This window comes from Fulvimarina thalattae (genome assembly GCF_040239565.1).
Taxonomy (GTDB): domain Bacteria; phylum Pseudomonadota; class Alphaproteobacteria; order Rhizobiales; family Rhizobiaceae; genus Fulvimarina.
This window is the reverse complement of record NZ_JBEHWS010000001.1, coordinates 203597-220148: the sequence shown is the minus strand read 5'-3', so window position 1 is coordinate 220148 and position 16552 is coordinate 203597. Positions and strand designations below refer to the sequence as shown.

Annotated in this window: 17 protein-coding genes and 1 pseudogene; 7 read left to right on the top strand and 11 right to left on the bottom strand. The window is 62.9% G+C overall.

Features of this window, described 5'->3' with window-relative positions; all coding sequences use genetic code 11:
• Nucleotides 1–297: 297 nt before the first annotated feature.
• On the top strand, nt 298–1467 hold the full coding sequence (locus ABRA89_RS01035) for a fumarylacetoacetate hydrolase family protein (protein WP_349939589.1): 1170 nt from the start codon (nt 298–300) through the stop codon (nt 1465–1467).
• 254 nt (nt 1468–1721) lie between these two features.
• On the opposite strand, the gene ABRA89_RS01030 is transcribed toward ABRA89_RS01035, so the two are convergent.
• Nucleotides 1722–2849, bottom strand: a complete 1128-nt coding sequence (locus ABRA89_RS01030) for an iron-containing alcohol dehydrogenase (protein WP_349939588.1) — start codon at nt 2847–2849, stop codon at nt 1722–1724.
• Between the two features lie 3 nt (nt 2850–2852).
• On the bottom strand, nt 2853–3050 hold the full coding sequence (locus tag ABRA89_RS01025; RefSeq protein WP_349939587.1) for an RraA family protein: 198 nt from the start codon (nt 3048–3050) through the stop codon (nt 2853–2855).
• Between the two features lie 367 nt (nt 3051–3417).
• On the opposite strand from ABRA89_RS01025, the gene ABRA89_RS01020 reads away from it, so the two are divergent.
• From ABRA89_RS01020 to ABRA89_RS01010, 3 genes are read left to right on the top strand one after another with little or no spacing between them, the layout of a single operon-like run.
• Nucleotides 3418–3621 (top strand): cysteine hydrolase family protein, encoded by a 204-nt coding sequence (locus ABRA89_RS01020; protein WP_349939586.1) that lies wholly within the window; start codon nt 3418–3420, stop codon nt 3619–3621.
• A 55-nt stretch (nt 3622–3676) separates the two neighbouring features.
• Nucleotides 3677–3859: a hypothetical protein gene (locus tag ABRA89_RS01015; RefSeq protein ID WP_349939585.1), complete on the top strand. Its 183-nt coding sequence runs from the start codon at nt 3677–3679 to the stop codon at nt 3857–3859.
• On the top strand, nt 3859–5364 hold the full coding sequence (locus ABRA89_RS01010) for a sodium:solute symporter family protein (protein WP_349939584.1): 1506 nt from the start codon (nt 3859–3861) through the stop codon (nt 5362–5364). Before ABRA89_RS01015 ends, ABRA89_RS01010 begins: the two co-directional genes overlap by 1 nt.
• Nucleotides 5365–5537: 173 nt before the next feature.
• Here ABRA89_RS01010 and ABRA89_RS01005 read toward each other — a convergent pair whose 3' ends face one another.
• From ABRA89_RS01005 to dctP, 5 genes are all read right to left on the bottom strand, one after another.
• On the bottom strand, nt 5538–6599 hold the full coding sequence (locus ABRA89_RS01005) for a Gfo/Idh/MocA family protein (protein WP_349939583.1): 1062 nt from the start codon (nt 6597–6599) through the stop codon (nt 5538–5540).
• A gap of 119 nt (nt 6600–6718) precedes the next feature.
• A complete protein-coding gene (locus ABRA89_RS01000; protein WP_349939582.1) occupies nt 6719–7648 on the bottom strand; it encodes a dihydrodipicolinate synthase family protein in 930 nt (309 codons plus the stop codon).
• A gap of 41 nt (nt 7649–7689) precedes the next feature.
• The gene (locus ABRA89_RS00995) at nt 7690–8985 is read right to left on the bottom strand and encodes a TRAP transporter large permease (protein ID WP_349939581.1); all 1296 of its coding nucleotides are present in this window, start codon (nt 8983–8985) and stop codon (nt 7690–7692) included.
• Entirely contained in the window at nt 8982–9554 is a 573-nt protein-coding gene (locus ABRA89_RS00990) for a TRAP transporter small permease (protein ID WP_349939580.1), read from the bottom strand. Before ABRA89_RS00990 ends, ABRA89_RS00995 begins: the two co-directional genes overlap by 4 nt.
• Nucleotides 9555–9688: 134 nt before the next feature.
• Nucleotides 9689–10696 carry a TRAP transporter substrate-binding protein DctP gene (gene dctP / locus ABRA89_RS00985; RefSeq protein ID WP_349939579.1) on the bottom strand — a complete coding sequence of 336 codons (1008 nt, stop codon included), beginning with the start codon at nt 10694–10696 and terminating at the stop codon, nt 9689–9691.
• Between the two features lie 120 nt (nt 10697–10816).
• Between dctP and ABRA89_RS00980 the strand changes: the two genes are divergently transcribed.
• Nucleotides 10817–11560: a GntR family transcriptional regulator gene (locus ABRA89_RS00980; RefSeq protein WP_349939578.1), complete on the top strand. Its 744-nt coding sequence runs from the start codon at nt 10817–10819 to the stop codon at nt 11558–11560.
• 15 nt (nt 11561–11575) lie between these two features.
• On the opposite strand, the gene ABRA89_RS20395 is transcribed toward ABRA89_RS00980, so the two are convergent.
• Nucleotides 11576–11782 (bottom strand): DDE-type integrase/transposase/recombinase, encoded by a 207-nt coding sequence (locus tag ABRA89_RS20395; protein ID WP_463671242.1) that lies wholly within the window; start codon nt 11780–11782, stop codon nt 11576–11578.
• Nucleotides 11783–11862: 80 nt separating this feature from the next.
• Nucleotides 11863–12111: a hypothetical protein gene (locus tag ABRA89_RS20390; protein WP_463671230.1), complete on the bottom strand. Its 249-nt coding sequence runs from the start codon at nt 12109–12111 to the stop codon at nt 11863–11865.
• Between the two features lie 507 nt (nt 12112–12618).
• Here ABRA89_RS20390 and ABRA89_RS00970 point away from each other — a divergent pair.
• Nucleotides 12619–12948, top strand: a complete 330-nt coding sequence (locus ABRA89_RS00970; RefSeq protein WP_349939577.1) for a c-type cytochrome — start codon at nt 12619–12621, stop codon at nt 12946–12948.
• A gap of 117 nt (nt 12949–13065) precedes the next feature.
• On the opposite strand, the gene ABRA89_RS00965 is transcribed toward ABRA89_RS00970, so the two are convergent.
• A complete protein-coding gene (locus ABRA89_RS00965) occupies nt 13066–13296 on the bottom strand; it encodes a hypothetical protein (RefSeq protein WP_349939576.1) in 231 nt (76 codons plus the stop codon).
• Nucleotides 13297–13383: 87 nt separating this feature from the next.
• Between ABRA89_RS00965 and ABRA89_RS00960 the strand changes: the two are divergent.
• Nucleotides 13384–13512: pseudogene (locus tag ABRA89_RS00960) on the top strand (integrase core domain-containing protein); the annotation flags it as partial.
• Between the two features lie 339 nt (nt 13513–13851).
• On the opposite strand, the gene ABRA89_RS00955 reads toward ABRA89_RS00960, so the two are convergent.
• Nucleotides 13852–16533: a nitrate reductase gene (locus ABRA89_RS00955; protein WP_349939575.1), complete on the bottom strand. Its 2682-nt coding sequence runs from the start codon at nt 16531–16533 to the stop codon at nt 13852–13854.
• Nucleotides 16534–16552 lie beyond the last annotated feature (19 nt).

The following is a 16552-nucleotide window of genomic DNA, read 5'->3' as shown; positions in this document are numbered from 1 at the left end:
CCCATCAGATGCACGCTCTCAGCGCACAATGCCGTAAAATCCGTTGAGCGATGCGGAGCGCCCCGTGCGCCTGCCGGGCGAAAGTCGCCTAAAGCGAGAGGGCGACGCGCTAGCGAAGGGCGTGCCCTTATCTCCAAGCATTCCGCCGGGCTTGAGCTTCATGCCTCGCGTCCGGGCATTGAAGCGCAGGTCCAAACAGGGGCATAAACACCTCCGACTCAAAGCCTGCCGATCCAACGGCCCACCGACGATCGATCGGGGAACCGGACCGGACGCGGGCCGCGCAAGAACATGGACATGCCAATGAACACGCTTCTGCCCGAAACCGGACCCGGAACGCTGGTCGGCCGCGTCTGGCGGCCGGATCGGGGCGGGCCCGCGATCGTCACCGTGCGTGAGGGCCGGCTTATCGACGTCACCGGCAATGCCGGACCCACCATGCGCGATCTCCTTGAGGAGGACGATCCGGCGGCGGTGGTGGCCGGTGCGGAGGGTGAGGACCTCGGCGACCTCGAAACGATCGCAGCCCAGTCGATCGAGCCCTCCGATGGCGAGACCACGCTCCATCTCCTCGCCCCGTGCGATCTTCAGGCGGTGAAAGCCGCCGGCGTCACCTTCGTCCGCTCAATGGTCGAGCGCGTGATCGAGGAGGCCGCCGCCGGCGACCAGTCGCTGCAGAACGACATCCGCCAGCGCATCACCGGCATCATCGGCGACAGCCTGCGCCAGCTGAAGCCCGGATCGCCGGAGGCAGCGAAGGTGAAATCCGTCCTCATAGAGGAAGGCATCTGGTCGCAATATCTCGAGGTCGGCATCGGCCCGGATGCGGAGGTCTTCACCAAGAGCCAGCCAATGTCCTCGGTCGGCTGGGGCGCTTCGGTCGGGCTCCACCCGATGTCCGCCTGGAACAATCCCGAGCCGGAAATCGTGCTCGCCGTCGACAGCAAGGGCCGCATCAAGGGTGCGACCATCGGCAACGACGTGAACCTGCGCGACGTCGAAGGCCGCTCGGCCCTCCTCCTCGGCAAGGCCAAGGACAACAACGCCTCGTCCGCGATCGGCCCCTTCTTCCGCCTCTTCGACGAAAGCTATGGGATTGACGATGTGAGACGCGAAGAGCTGACCCTCAAGGTCGAAGGCGCGGAAGACGGCTTCACGCTGAACGGTTCAAGCTCGATGAGCGAGATCAGCCGCGATCCCGAAGACATCGTCGCCCAGACGATCGGCGGTCATCACCAATATCCCGACGGCTTCGTCCTCTTCCTCGGCACGCTCTTCGCGCCCATCGAGGATCGCGACAAGCCGGGCTCGGGCTTCACGCACAAGCGCGGCGACGTGGTGACGATCAGCACACCCTCCCTCGGCACCCTCCGCAACACGGTGCGCCTTTCCACCGAATGCCCGCCCTGGCGCTTCGGGACGTCCCATCTCATGCGAAACCTCGCCGCCCGCGGTTTTCTCGCGTGAGCGAAGGCCAAGATCGTTTCAGGCATCCTTAGGGCGTCGAGTCATTTCGACGTCCTAGCCGTAGGCTTTCGTCGAACAGGCGGAAGAACGGACCGATAGCACGGGAGGAGTGCCGGACGACATTCGCAGTCGGGAGATTGACGTAATGGTCACTCCGCAAGCCGTTACGGCAGAGCTGGCCTTGATCAGCTAGGGCCTCAAGCAGTTGCCTATCAGACCGATGCAGAGAAACGCGTTCGCGGGCTGATCGGCCATCAAACCATCACCTCGTCGAGAAGCGCGCGATATTCCTCGGCGCTGAGATCGACCGGATTGGTGGCGTGGGAGTGGTCTGCGAGCGCCCGTTCGACGACCCAGGGTAGATTCTCTTCCGAAACGCCCAGCGTCCGCAACCCCTTGGCGATGCCGAGCCGAGTGTTGAGGTCAGCGAGTTCTCGTTCGAGATCCGCATTCTCCGAAAGCCCCATTGCCTGCTTCAGCCGCGAGAGCTTGCCGCCGACATGGGGGGCGTTTACCCGGACGACCGGCGGCAGGAGGATCGCATTCAGCGTGCCATGATGGAGCGAGGGGGATTTCAGTCCGCCGAGGGCGTGGCTGAGCGCGTGGATCGCGCCGAGCCCCTTCTGGAAGGTCAGCCCGCCTTCGAGCGCCCCCATCATCATTTCCGAGCGGGCGTCGAGATCGCTGCCATCGGCGACCACCTTCTCGAGATTGCGCCAGATCCGGCCCGCGCCGTCGAGGGCGATTGCCTCGGCGGGCGGATTGAAGCGCGGCGAGAACAGCGTTTCGACGCAATGGGACAGCGCATCGAGGCCGGTTGCGGCGGTCAGCGCCGGCGGCAGGCCGAGCGTCAGCTCGGGATCGCAGATCGCCGTCTTCGGGATGAGATGACCGCTGATAAAGCCGAGCTTGCGTCCGTCCCTCAGGGTGATCAGCGCCGCGCGGCCCACCTCCGAGCCCGTGCCGGCCGTCGTCGGGATCGCGATCAGTGGCAAGACCTTCGGCGTGATCCGGCCGATGCCGCCATAGATCGCGGCATAGTGTTCGAGATCTCCCGCATGGGTCGCGAGCAACGCGACACCCTTGGCGAGATCGATCGGCGAACCGCCGCCGATCGCGACAATCCCGTCGCATTCCTTAGACCGGCAGATTTCGAGCGCGGCGAGGACGGCTTCTTCCGTGGGATTGGACGGAACGTCCACGAAGACGGTCACGTCGGCCGGGCACAGTTCGACGATGCGGCTCGTGATACCGGCATCGCTCACCCCCTTGTCGCTGATGATCAGAGGCCGCGAAATTTGGAGTTCGCTCAGAATCTCGGGCAAATGCTTGATCGCGCCCGGCTCGAAGCGGATCGGTGCAAGATAGTTGATCAGGCTCATGGGTCAGGCCTCAGTTGTCCAGCGTGGCCTGATATGGGCGAAACACGGATTGTTTCCAAACACGTCTGCACGACTGCTCCCAAACGGCAGTTCCGAGCCGATCTTCGCTTCGAACTGTGCAAGGTCGTCCGCGTCCTCGATGATCTGCTCTGCAAATTCCTGGGGAAGGAAGATCAAGCCATCCGCATCAGCCAGCACCATGCCGCCGGGACTGATCGACAGCCCCCTCTAAGCGCCGGCATGTGAAACGCTCTGCTTGGCTGTGAGGCTCCCGCCCCCAGGACACTGGTTCTATTTCAATGCGAACTTTCGGGCACAAAATTTCCTTGAGGGGAATGCCAAGAGAAGCCGAAGAACCGGTATTCAGATGAGCAGATCGCATTTGCGCTCTACAGAAGGATTTAGCGCGCCGGATTTCCTGATCAGGCAAATTGCGGCCTGACCCATTTTCTTCGGTCGACCTGGAGGCGTTGATGCTGGCAGCCAGCGGGTCGACATAGACCTGCCTCGCCCCGAAGCGACCAAGCAGATAAGGCTCGGCTCGACTGCCTGTCCCATCACTGAGTTATTGTCGAAACGGGCGAGCGGTCTCGATGCCGAACGCGTCAAGAGCTACATGGCCGTCTTCAACGTACTCGTTCCGTTCGATTACTGCGCCGACGGAGCGACGGCACCACACGAAGCCAACCTCTACGACATTGGCCAGAAATACGTGGATGTTACAGATAGCGGCGATGTTCTGAGCTGGCTTAAGTCCGTCTTCTCCGACTGACATTCCAACTTTTCGTCAGCGGACGGCAGGTCCGCTCAACTGATGAGGTAACGCAATGCTACGGAAACTCAGTTTCGGACTGATGCTGCTCTTGATCGCCGCCTGTTACGTCGTGCCCTACGGCATGCTCGGAGACGTTGCCGACTGGACTGGTGCCTTTCTTTTCTGGTCGCTTGCCGGGCTTGTCGTAATCGCACTCAACGCCATGGCGACCGCTCGCTTCGGAGACAACGACTGATGACCACGACCCTCATTCTCGCAGGGGTTGCGATCTATATCGTCGCCTCCGTCGCCGTGGCCTACATGTCCCGCTCCAGCGAGTCCAACTCCATGTCGGACTACTTCATTGGCGGCAGGGCCATGGGCGGCATCGTCTCGGCCCTTTCGTACTCAGCGACGACCTATTCGGCTTTCATGATGGTGGGCCTCGCCGGGCTTACCTATAAGGGCGGTGTCGGCGCGCTCGGTTTCGAAATCGTCTATTTCGCAGGCGTCTCGCTGGTGGCAATCTTCGGTCCGCGCTTCTGGGCCGTCGGAAAAGCCTATGGCTTCGTGACGCCATCCGAGATGCTGGGCGCACGCTATGGAAGCCGTTGGGTTGCAATGGCCGCCGCGGTCGCTGGCTGCATCTTCCTTATTCCGTATTCGGCGGTCCAGCTGGCAGGCGTGGGATACCTACTTTCCGGCATCAGCGGCGGCACGATCTCGTTCGGTGTCGGCATCGTCGTCGCAACGCTTCTCGCAATCGCGTTCTCCTACATCGCCGGCATCCGCTCGGTCATGTGGACAGACAGCCTTCAGGCCCTCTTGATGATTGTCGCCTCCGTAGCGGTCGTCGTCCTCGTCGTCGCGGAACTCGGCGGCTTTACAGCTCTGTTCGATGCGGTCGCCGAGCGTGATCCGGCCATGCTGACGGTGCCGGGCCCGGGCCTGTTCTCCTTCACCACGTTCCTCGGACTGACGATCCCGTGGTTCTTCTTCGCGATCTCCAATCCGCAGGTCTCGCAGCGTCTCTACATGCCGGCCTCGCTCGGCGCGCTGCGGCGGATGCTGATGATCTTCCTCGCTTTCGGCCTCGTCTATACGCTGGTTTCGGTGTTGTGGGGCTTCTCTGCCTATGTCGCGTTCCCGGATCTCGAAAAGGCCGATCTCGCCACCTCGACCCTCCTGTCCTCCGACTTCGTGCCGCCGCTTCTCGGTGTCGCGGTCATGGTGGGCATCCTGGCGGCCGCCGTCTCGACGATCGATTCGATCCTCCTCACCCTCTCCTCCATGCTGGCGCGGGACGTCTACGCCAACGTGAAGACCGGTAGCGACGACAGACGACAGCTCGCGATCGGCAAGATCGTCATTCCGGTGATTTCGCTCATTGCCCTCGGCTTTGCAGCGATGGAGTTCAGCCTCATCGCCGTCCTCGCAGTTGCAGCGTCGACCGGCCTCGTCGTGATTGTGCCGGTGATCGTCGGTGCCTTCTTCTGGAAGCGCGGCACCGCCGCCGGCGCGCTCGCGTCCATCGTCGGCGGGGGCCTGTTCGTGATCGCGATGTATCTGACCGGCAATTCCCTGTTCGGGCTGAACGCAGGTATTCTCGGCCTTCCGGTCTCTGCGCTCCTCTTCGTCGCAGTCAGCCTCGCCACCAAACCGCGAACCGACAACGCTACCGAATTTATGGCGACAGCACATGCACCATTGCGCGTTACCGCAAAGACGGCACCCGTCGGTGAGGCAACTGTGGCACGCTAAAGTCGATAGCTGTTCCGCAGCCTCGTCAGAAACAACAAAGCCCGTTCGCGCTTCAGGAGCGGATCGGCTTTTTGCAGGTCCTGTCGCACACTTTCTGCATCAAGGCTCAGGCTCTGGTGAACATCGCCTTCCGCGATATCCAGCCCGAATGACGGTGGCCGGGTCGTCGGTTCTCAGCCCTTCGCTTCCTGGAGGAGAGTCGCGGGCCGTATCGTCTCTCCGCTCGCTGCGGCGCGCTTGATCGCTTCGATCACCGTCAGTGCAGCAAGGCCGTCGCGGCCGGGCACGAGTGGCGCTTCTTCGTCGCGAACGACGCGGCCGAACTGTGCGGCCTGAAGAACGAGCGGATCGTCGAAGCCGAAGGTCAGCTTCGTCTCGGAGATCGGCTCCCACCAGGATCGTTCGCCAGGGTTGGTCCACAGCGAGAGGTTCGGCAAGGATAGCGAGCCGTGTGTACCGCCGATCCAGTAGCAGGTCTCGGCGGTCGCCGGATAGGCCGGATTTTCGCGCGCGGTCAGTTCCCAACTCCACGGCGCGACGACGGTGTCGCTGGCACTTATGGTGCCAAGTGCGCCGTTTTCGAAGGTGAGGAGAACGACCGCCGTCTCCTCCACGTCATTGCCCCGCACGGCATTCGACTCGACCGCCCTCACGTCGCAGATGGGACCGCAGAGATGGAGAAGAAGTTCGATATCGTGGATGAGATTGAGATAGACCGGCCCCGCGCCCTTCTCCCGCCGCCAGTCGACCTCGAAATACGTTTCCGGCTTCATGAACCAGGCCGTCGCCTGAACGGCGACGATCCGCCCGAGGTCGCCCTCTTCGATCGCCTGCCGCGCCCGCTTGATCAGGGGATTGTGCCGGCGATGATGCCCGACCGCGACCGGCACGCCGCGCACCTCGGCCCGATCGAGAATGGCAAGGCCGACACCTAGATCGGTGAAGATCGGCTTTTCGACGAGCACCGGCAGCCCGGCCTCGACGCAGGCCTCCGTCCCCTCGGCATGAAGCGTGTTCGGTGTCGCAAGGATCACGCCCTCGGCAGCACCAGCCGCGATCAACTCAGGGAGTGACCGGAACCATGGCACGCCCAGAGCCGAGGCCACTCCGCTCGCCTCAGGGGCCGGATCGACCAGGGCCGATAGCGAGACACCGTCCGCCATCGCGATCGCCGCACAGTGGCGCCGTCCGATCAGACCGGCCCCGACGACGGCGAGGTTTGTGTCCCGTGCCACGGTAACAGTTCCTCCCTTCCTCTAGGCGGCCCCGAATCTCGCATCCGACTGCCAATTCTGACCGCCGATGAAGCGCACAAGTTGCGATAAAACCGATGGCGAATACGCCCGTCGACGGATCAGAGCGCCGCGATGAGCCCACGAAGTCTTTTCGCGCCGGCGACGATATGGTCCAGCACCCCGTCGATCGCCCAGTGTTTCTCCTCCAGCTCATAGGCCACCACGCGCGAATGCTCGCTACCGAAGGTGCCGATGCGGCGATGAAAGCGCTTGGCGAGCTTCGGATAGCCCATCGCCTCGCTCATTGCGGATAGAACAAGGAACTCGTCCACCTCCGCCGCGAGGTCCGGATGAGCGGTACCATGCTCGTAGAGCCAGCGATAAAGGTCCGGATGGAAGTTGTTCATCACGCCGGCAAAGCCCTCGCCCCCCGCCTTCATCGCGGCATAGGCGATGGCGGCGTTGGCGTTGTTGATGGCCAGCGGCGTACCCTTCACGAGAGCCAGCCGTCGCTCCACAGTGGCGAGATCGCAGGAAACGTCTTTCAGGAAGGCGAAGCGGCCGTGATCGGCGCACCATTTCAGTTCGTCGTCGGTCAGAAGCAGGCGATAGGGCGCGGGGCATTCGTAGAGGCCGAAGCGCATATCGCCCGGCAACGCCGCGATGAGCGCTTCGAGCCGGCTCACCAGCGTGCCGTCGGGAGCGTTTGGCTCCGCGAGACGGTTGGTGACGAAGACCACGGCATCGACGCCGGTCGCGGCGATCGCCTTCATTTCCGTCTTCTGGTCTTCCGGAGCGTCGGAGATATGCCCGGACGCCACCACCGGCACGCGGCCCTTCACATGCTCGACGCTGAAGCGTGCGAGCGAAACGCGCTCATCAAGCGACAGCACCTGCATCTCGGAGGACTGGCAGACCGCGAATAGCCCTTGCGCGCCATTTTCCAGATACCAGTCGAGCAGCCGGCCATAGCCCTCGAAATCGATGCGATCATCCTCGGTGAAAGGCGTGATGACGACAGGAAAGATGCCCGAGATCGGCGATGCCATGATAGTGTCCTTGAAAGGGTATTGAGAACGGGACGCGGTCGCTATCCGTCGTAACCGAACAGCCGCGGCAGCCACAGAGTGATGTCAGGGAAGACGAGCAGCAGCAGCAGCGCGAAGACGAGAACCGCCAGGAACTGCCAGATCTCGCGGATGATCTCGACCAGCGGAATGCGCGTGACCGCGTTGATGACGAAGAGCAGGATACCGTAGGGCGGCGTGATGAGGCCGATCATGCAGTTGACGATCGCCACAACGCCGAAATGAACGAGATCGATGCCCAGCTCCCGGCAGGTCGGCAGGAAGAGCGGGATGATGACGAGAATGATAGTCGAGGCGTCCAGCACGCAGCCGAGCAGCAGGATCAGAATGTTGACGCCGATCAGGAAAACGAGTGGCGAGACGTCGAGCCCCACCAGCGCATCCGCAACCTGCGCCGGCACGTTCTCCGAGGCGACGATGTAGTTGAGGATCAGCGCTCCGCCGATGACGAGGCCGACGGCGGCCGAGGATCGCGCGCTGGTGACGAGGATCTCGTAGAAGGAGCGCAGCGTCAGGCTGCGATAGAAGACCGCTGATAGAACGAGCGCATAGAACGCCGCCACCGCCGCCGCTTCCGTCGGCGTCGTCACGCCGCCATAGATGCCATAGAGCAGGATCACCGGCATCATGAGTGCAGGAAAGGCGCGGAAAGTGGTGCGCGGCAACTCCTTCAGCGGCACCGGATCTTCCAGATCGAAATTGCGGCGCCAGGAAATCCAGTAGTTCATCGCCATCAGTACGAAGCCCATCAAGAGGCCCGGAAAGATGCCAGCGAGGAAGAGATAGCCGATCGAGGTGTTCGAGACGAGCGCGTAGAGCACCATCGGAATAGATGGCGGGATGATCGGCCCGATGGTTGCGGTCGCGGCCGTGATCGCGGCGGCATAGCCGCGCGTATAATGGCCGGACTTGGTCATCATCTCGATGATGATCTTGCCGATGCCCGCCGCATCCGCCACCGCCGAGCCGGACATGCCGGAAAAGACCAGAGAGGCCATCACGTTCACATGGCCGAGCCCGCCCCGGAACCGCCCGACCACGGCGACACAGAAGCGAAGCAGCCGGTCCGACACCGTCCCCGCATTCATGATGTTCGCGGCTACGATGAAGAGCGGCACGGCGAGCAGGATGAAGCTCTGATAGAGCCCGTCCATCAGCACCTTGCCGGCGACGCCGATGCTCTGACCGGCGGCATAGAGGTAGACGAAGGAGCCGATCATGATCGCATAGGCGACCGGTGCGCCCATCGCCGCGACGGCAAAGAGCGCGACGAGGCAGTAGAGGAAGGCGAGGCTCATCGGCCGGTCTCCCCGCTCACATCGTCCTGATGCTCGAAGGGATCGGCGGTCGAACTGCGAAAGGCGCGCCAGACGGCCCAGAGATAGCGGGCCGCGACAACGACGAGGAAGAGGATGTAGATCACGTAGATGTCGCGCATCCGGATCCAGTCGCCGAAGAGATCGCCGAGGGTCGCCGACTGCTTGAGCCTGAGGATCGCGAAGCGGTCCCAGGTGGGCGCGATCGACAGCAGGAGCCCCGCCGCGATGACAAGGCCGGTAAGGATGATCAAGATCCGCCGCACCCGCCAGGGCGCAGCCGAGGACAGAAGATCGAAGGTGACGTGGTCGACGTCCCGCACCACGAAGGCGTTGCCCCAGAAGATCAGCCAGACCCAGAGGGCAAGGCAGAATTCCAGCGTCCAGCCGTAATAGGTCGGATCGAGGAAAGGCAGGGTTTCGACGAGCCCGTCCAGCCGTGCGCCGTAGCGGATCGCCACCTGCACGATAAAGGTCGCGAACATCAGGAGCATGAACAGCGCGGCGACCGCCTCGGCCGCCTTGCGAAGCTTCGCAACGGGTCTCGACATCGTCAGGGTATCCTTACGCTCGAAGGATCGAGTGCGGACAGCAACGCAAGGGCGCCATAGCCCGTGCGGGTGTCAGACACGAAAAAGCACCGGCCCCCGGGTCGAAAGACCCGAGGCCCTTGTCTGAAAGCAGTTTATTCGCCGAGCGCGTTGATCTTTTCCAGAACGCCCTCCGGCCAGGACTGGGCAAATTCGGAGTCCTGATAGGCGGCCTGCACATGCTCGCGGAAGGCGGCAAGATCCGGCTCGTAGACGTCGAGGCCCTGTTCCTTCAGGAAACTGACGAGCTCCTCTTCCTTGGCGAGCTGGGCTTCGCGGCCTGCTTGGGCGGCATCGTCCGCAGCCTTCTGAACAGCTTCCTGCTGTTCTGGCGTCAGGCCATCCCAGACCGCCTTGGAGAAGGCGATATAGTTGAGGTCGACAAGATGCTGGGTCAGCGCGACCTGCTTGGTCACCTCGTAGAACTTGGCGTCGACCACGGTCGGCAGCGGATTGTCCTGCCCGTCGACCGAGCCGGTCTGGAGCGCGGTGTAGATTTCCGTGAAGGCCATCGGCGTCGGGTTCGCGCCGAGCGCACGGCCGAGGAACTGCCATGCGTCGCTGCCCGGCATGCGCAGATTGACGCCCGAAAGGTCTTCCGGCGTCTGCACGTCACGCTCGGATTTCGGGAAGCGCAGGTTCACATGCCGCTGGCCAAGATACATGACCGAGAGCAGCTTCACGCCGAGTTCGTCCTCGACCTTCTGCTTGAACGGGTCCATCAGCTCGTTGTTGAAGACGGCGACCTGATGCTCGGCGCTCTGGTGGACGTAGCCGGCCGTGAAGATCGAGAATTCGGGAAAGAAGGTCGCGAGTTCCTGGGCGGACGCGATCGACATTTCGAGATCGCCCGTCGCGATGGATTCCAGCTCCGAACCCTGGGCGACGAGGGACGCGTTGTAGTGTGGCTCGTAGCTCGCGAACTCCTCGACGGCCGGACCGAACACCTCGGCGAGCGCGATCGAACGCTGGTCGGTTTCGGAGGCGGGCGTCGACAGGCGAAGCGTCACCTTGTCCTGAGCACTCGCAAGGGTGGGCGCGAACGAGATGGCGCTTGCAATGGCAAAGCTCGATGCGATGAGCAGACGTCGGCTGATGAGCATGGTGAGAAGGTCCTCCCGAGACGGATGATCGACGATGGCGCGCCCTCCCGGCGCGATTGGCCACCTCGACACTCAACTAACATGTTGGTAAGATGTCATCAACTCGAAAACGGAGAGACCATGCCCGAGCGCCTGCCAGAAGCCCTTCGGCGACCGGCGGAGGAGCCCCACGCGAACGGCCGACCCGGCTCGCTCCGCCGTTTCGCCTATGAGCGTATCGAGGACCTTCTCAATACCGGCCAGTTGCAGCCGGGACAGCTTGTCACCCAGCGCGAGCTCGTCGAGGCCACCGGCGCAACGCTAGGCTCGGTTCGCGAATCCGTGCCCCGCTTCGAAGCCGAGGGTCTGCTCGTTACCGTACCGCAGAAGGGACTGATGGTGCCGAGCATCGACGTCGCCTTCGTGCGCGAAGCCTATCAGCTGCGGCGGATGATCGAGTTGTCGGCCGTATCCGACATGATCGCCCGGCTCCGGCTTGAGACGGTCGAGGCTTGGCTAAGCTGGCACCACGAACAGGCGGCGGTTATGACAAAAGCGGACGGACCCGCCGATCCCGGCTTTCTCGACCAGCTGCAGCGACAGGACTGGGCGATGCACACCGAATTCGTCGCCTCGATCGGCAATCGGCTAGTCGACAATGTCTATCGGGTCACCGCCATCAAGATCCGCATGGCCGTCCAATCGCGCCTCCAGGTGACCGGCGAGAATGCCAGCCGCGTCATCCGCGAACATCTGGCGATCCTCGAGGCGCTCAAGGCAAGAAATGCGGACGCGACCGCAGCGGCCCTCGACCGCCATATCGAAAACTCTCTCACCCTCGCTCTCGGCGGCAGGCCGGTTCAAATGGGCGTGTCGCAACTTTGAGCACCGGGTCCGATTTCAGGAGCCGATTGTCGAACGGGTAGCGGATCGAGCTCGGAATGGCGCGGCGTCTTCGGTGCCGATCGTCGTCCGCGATAGCAACAGTTCATTCTTGAATGTCTTGCGGAAGAAGCGCTTCGCCGCGTCTGCGTCGCTTGTTGCCTTCGGCAGAAAGTCGATCGCGTTGCCATGCGTGTCGATGGCGCGGCACGGATATCGCCACAGTCCGTGTATTTCGATGTCTCATTCGTCGAAACGTATCGAACCGCTATGAGGCGGCCGAAACCGGCGCAGCCCCTTTTCGATCAGCGGCGCGTGGACCAGCACCCAGCCGTTGATCTTCGAATGATCGACGCGAAGCCGCACTCGGCGATCATCGCCTCGAGGTCTCCGTAGCCGAGTGGATAGCCCGAAGCCGGCGCCGTCCGACCGTAGAGCTCCAGACGCGGTGCCGACGAAATTGTCGCCTCCGAGGCGCGCAAATTGATCCGGATTAAGGCGTCGCCGCCGAACGCGCATTTTTCACGGGAGTTTTCCGGCGTCTCGCCCTGCAAGATGGCTTCGGTTCCGCGCCGGCTCTGTCCGTCGGCGCGGACCTTTGGGACAGAAGGTATGAGATGGCCGAAATCCTGCTTCTTTCACGCGGTCGGCGAATGCCCCGCACCTTTTCCGCCCGCCGCATGCGGCCTGTCATATCGCCTCTCGCGATTAGCACTCGGGCGTCGCTGACGTCCTCACCTTCTAGGCCATCACGAAAAAGAGCGACGATGACCTCGCCTTGCTGAAGTTCTTTCTCAACGATCCCCATCCGGCGATGCCCGATATGAGCCTCAGCCGCCGCGAGGCCGACGATCTCGTCGCCTGTACCCAAAGCCTCCGCTGAGCGCCCCCCCCCCCCTGCACCGGACTCCCTGGGCCGGAGCGGCAGCTCATGCCGGATCGGCAAGCATCCCAGCGCCACAGTGATCCAGATCAAGGATGCGGGTGGTCAGAAGTGCCATTGTCGGCGGACGAGATCCAGCGAGGAGACCAGAATGCCCCGGTTGCCGAGATCCCTTTTCATGGCTCTATCGTTCGCCGCGCTTGTCGTCGCGTTCTGCAATCCCGCGCGTTCCGAGACCGACGGAATTGAGGATAAGGGTCATGCCCTGATCGAGAAAAATTGCGCTCGCTGCCATGCGACGGGCTTAAGTGATGAGAGCCCGCATCCGGAGGCGCCGCCGTTCCGCGAGCTCTCCCTGAAATATCCTGTTTCCTATCTCGAGGAAGCGCTGGTCGAGGGGCTGATTTCTGGACATCGCGACATGCCGGAATTTGTCTTTTCGCCGACGGAAGCAGTCGCGATCATACGCTATCTGCGAAGCATCCAGGACCGCGGTCCCGCGCTATAAGCGCGAGAAATTCTTTCAAAGGGCCGCCAGTGTGAGTTCGAGGCACGCTTTTGCGCGAGGCGGAAAACCTCCCGAGCGCACGTCTGCTGAGGCCGGTGTCCGATACGGCACCCTCATTCACCGCTTCGCGAACATGACGGCATTTCCAAGCCCTGCGAGAAGGACACCAGCGAAAGCGGTCGTCGTCCATACGTCGCCCTCGAAGAGCGTCGAGATTGTCAGAGCGACGGACGGGAAGAGAACCTTCGCATTGCCGGCCCGCGCCGATCCGATCCGCGCGACGAGCATGAGATAGGTCGTGAACCCGACGACGGAGCCGATGACCGCGAGATAGACGAGCGCCGTCAAGTAGCCGAGGCTCGCTGGCAGGATGAGCGCCTCGCCCCGGCAAGGATCGTCCGCGGGCAGGTCGGGTCGCGGAAAAAGATTCGCGCATTCACCGCGAAGGCGGCCAGGAAATGGATCGTCGCAGTCCGCGCGAAGACAGCGTTCATCGAGCTTGGCAGCCTATGGGAGAACGGCTACTGCGCGAGCTTCAACTCCAAGCTCCGCGACGAACTACTGCGCCCTTACATGGGGGACGCACCAAGCCCGGAGACGACTACCCTAGCGGCGGTCCTTATCGAAAGGACTGCGTTATACGCACATGGAAATGGCAGACTCCAAAACCGCGATCGGCGCGGCTAGTGTTGGGGGATCAAATCACTTTTTCAGCGTGGCGTTCTATCGGCTATAGCAATCGCGCTTTACGTTTTGGTAGCCTTCGAAGAGGTTGGCGGTCTCATTGGCTTATCAACCGTTCCGGACGATGCGCCCGTGGCTGGAAATCTCGTTTATCAAATTTTCGAATTGGCCGGAGCAACGCCTTGGTGGGCGCTCCGCCGGGCGTGCGGTCATGCACCGTCAAGCGGAGACCTGAACGCGAAACTGCTCGATGATACCTGTGATTTCGCTGCGGCAGGAGCCGCAATTGGTGCCGGCGTTGAGCGCTGCACCTACCTCGTCGACCGTGGCCGCTTCACCCGAGGCGACGAGCGCGGCTATCTGGTTCACCCCGACGGAGAAGCAGGAGCACACGGTCGAACCCGGATCCGGGCGATCGGCTGGACCGCGCCCTGCGAGCAGTTCGGCACGCCGGCGCCCCGTACGATCGGTGAGACCGAGTTGGGTCACCGCCCAGTTCCGCGAAACAGCAACAGGTTCGGGAGAGATGTAGAGAGCGCCCAGAAGAGCACCGTCGGCGAACACCGCGAAGCGCTCGGCCCCGGTGCGCCGGTCTCGATAGGCTGCTGTCTCTCCCTCCGCGCCACCACAGAGGGTGCGCGCGAACCCGTCCGGATCCGCAAGCAGTGATGCGCCCGCGAGCTCCAGTCGCCAGCCGTTTTCGGTCCGAGCCGCTGCTGCGTAATCGGCACTGCCGGCGATCGAGGCGAGATCGGGCCTTTCCCTGAGGATCGCAAATCCGTGCCAAATCGCATCGAAGCGTTTGAGTGAGACGACGCTCGATTTCAGCGCCGGCTGGCCGGAAACTGGATCGACGTCGGCGCGAGCGAGCGGCCCGATCCTCGCCGAAGGGGCGTAACGTCCGGTCCAGTGCATGGGGACGAAGCAATTCCCCTTTGCCTGCCGATCGGTGACGAGGGCGCGGACCACTGCGGTCCCGCGCGGCGAAGAGACCTCGACGAGATCGGCAGCTGCGATACCCAGATCGTCGGCATCCTCGGGATGAATCTCCACGAAGGGCTCGGCGATGTGAGCCGAAAGGCGCGGCGACAGACCCGTCCGGGTCATGGTGTGCCAGTGGTCGCGCACTCGCCCGGTGTTGAGCAGGAAAGGCGCGCTCTCGCGCTTTTTCTCCGGTTTTACCGCGACGAAACGGGCGCGCCCGTCCCTGTGATAGAATCCGCCTCCGGAGAAGAAACGCGTCTCGGTGCCGACTAAATCGGCCCCGGTCGGAACGGGCCATTGGGTGGGCTTCAACAGGTCGTATCCGGCTTCCGGCAAGCCAGCGAGGCCACCGATGTCGAAATCGCGAGAGCCGGCGTTTTCATAGGCCGAGAGCCGGGCGTGCTCGTCGAAGACGGCCGAGGCGGACGCGTATTCGAAACCCTTATATCCCATCCGCTGCGCAACTTCGGCGAAGATCGCCCAGTCGGAGCGCGCCTCTCCGGGAAGCGACAGAAAAGGACGCTGGCGCGAGATGCGCCGCTCGGAATTGGTCACCGTTCCGTTCTTCTCGCCCCAGGCCGCAGCAGGCAAAAGGATGTCCGCGAAGACGGTCGTATCCGTCTGTGCGGCGACGTCGGAAACGACGACGAAGGGGCAGGCTTCGAGCGCCGCTTTCACCTTGTCCGCCTCGGGCATCGAGACGACCGGATTGGTGCCGGCAATCCAGAGCGCCTTGATCCGCCCATCGAGGACCGCATCGAAGAGCTCGACCGCCTTCAACCCTGGCTTCGTCGCGACATTCGGCGCGTTCCAGAACGCTTCGACCCTCGCGCGATCCGCTTCATCCTCGATCGCCATATGGGCCGCGAGCATATTGGCGAGGCCGCCCACCTCGCGTCCGCCCATGGCGTTCGGCTGGCCGGTGATCGAGAATGGGCCCATACCGGGCCTGCCGATCCGGCCCGTCGCCAGATGGCAGTTGATGATCGCATTCACCTTGTCGGTGCCGCTCGTCGACTGATTGACGCCCTGACTGTAGACGGTGACGACCTTCTCGGTGCGGATGAAGAGATCGTAGAAGGCGAGGATTTCGTCTTGGGGCAACCCCGTGAGTTCGGCGACAGTCGAAACGCGCATGGCGCGGCACGCACGCAGCGCCTCGACGAATCCTTCCGTATGACGCGAGACATAGGCGCAATGCACCGCGCCTCTTTCCGTAAGCGCGTATAGAAGGCCGGAGAACAGCGCGACGTCACCATCAGGCGCGATGGGAAGATGGAGATCGGCGATCTCGCTGGTCGCCGTCCGGCGCGGATCGATGACGACGACCTTCATCTCGGGCCGCTTGGTTTTGGCGGCAGCTATCCGCTGATAGATCACGGGATGGCACCAGGCGAGATTGGAGCCGGTGAGGACGACAAGGTCGGCCTCTTCAAGATCGGTATAGGTGCCGGGGACGGTATCGCTGCCGAAGGCGCGCTTGTGGCCGGCGACCGAAGAAGCCATGCAGAGGCGTGAATTGGTATCGATATTTCCCGAGCCGATGAAGCCTTTCATCAGCTTGTTCGCGACGTAGTAATCCTCCGTCAGAAGTTGGCCGGAAAGATAGAAGGCGACGGAATCGGGGCCGTATTCCGCGATCGCTTGATTGAAGGTATCGGCGGCAGTCTGAAGCGCGGTGTCCCAATCGGCGCGTCGACCGTTCATCATCGGATGAAGCACGCGCTCTTCCAGCCCCAGCGTTTCGGCGAGCGCCGAGCCCTTCGAGCAGAGGCGGCCGAAATTCGCCGGATGGTCGGGATCGCCAGCGATCGTCACCGAGCCGTCGGCTCGCGGGGTGGCGAGCACTCCGCAGCCGACACCGCAATACGGGCAGGTCGTTTTGACGGTCCGGTCGGCTTCGTCGGCGCGTTTCATGGTCGAACCATCCTTGTCC

Excerpts from the sequence above, each read along its gene's own strand:
- ABRA89_RS01035 (WP_349939589.1), top strand. The coding sequence starts at position 298 with ATGCCAATGAACACGCTTCTGCCCGAAACCGGACCCGGAACGCTGGTC.
- ABRA89_RS01030 (WP_349939588.1), bottom strand. The coding sequence starts at position 2,849 with ATGAGCCTGATCAACTATCTTGCACCGATCCGCTTCGAGCCGGGCGCG.
- ABRA89_RS01025 (WP_349939587.1), bottom strand. The coding sequence starts at position 3,050 with ATGGTGCTGGCTGATGCGGATGGCTTGATCTTCCTTCCCCAGGAATTT.
- ABRA89_RS01015 (WP_349939585.1), top strand. The coding sequence starts at position 3,677 with ATGCTACGGAAACTCAGTTTCGGACTGATGCTGCTCTTGATCGCCGCC.
- ABRA89_RS01010 (WP_349939584.1), top strand. The coding sequence starts at position 3,859 with ATGACCACGACCCTCATTCTCGCAGGGGTTGCGATCTATATCGTCGCC.
- ABRA89_RS01000 (WP_349939582.1), bottom strand. The coding sequence starts at position 7,648 with ATGGCATCGCCGATCTCGGGCATCTTTCCTGTCGTCATCACGCCTTTC.
- ABRA89_RS00995 (WP_349939581.1), bottom strand. The coding sequence starts at position 8,985 with ATGAGCCTCGCCTTCCTCTACTGCCTCGTCGCGCTCTTTGCCGTCGCG.
- ABRA89_RS00990 (WP_349939580.1), bottom strand. The coding sequence starts at position 9,554 with ATGTCGAGACCCGTTGCGAAGCTTCGCAAGGCGGCCGAGGCGGTCGCC.
- dctP (WP_349939579.1), bottom strand. The coding sequence starts at position 10,696 with ATGCTCATCAGCCGACGTCTGCTCATCGCATCGAGCTTTGCCATTGCA.
- ABRA89_RS00980 (WP_349939578.1), top strand. The coding sequence starts at position 10,817 with ATGCCCGAGCGCCTGCCAGAAGCCCTTCGGCGACCGGCGGAGGAGCCC.
- ABRA89_RS00970 (WP_349939577.1), top strand. The coding sequence starts at position 12,619 with ATGGCTCTATCGTTCGCCGCGCTTGTCGTCGCGTTCTGCAATCCCGCG.
- ABRA89_RS00955 (WP_349939575.1), bottom strand. The coding sequence starts at position 16,533 with ATGAAACGCGCCGACGAAGCCGACCGGACCGTCAAAACGACCTGCCCG.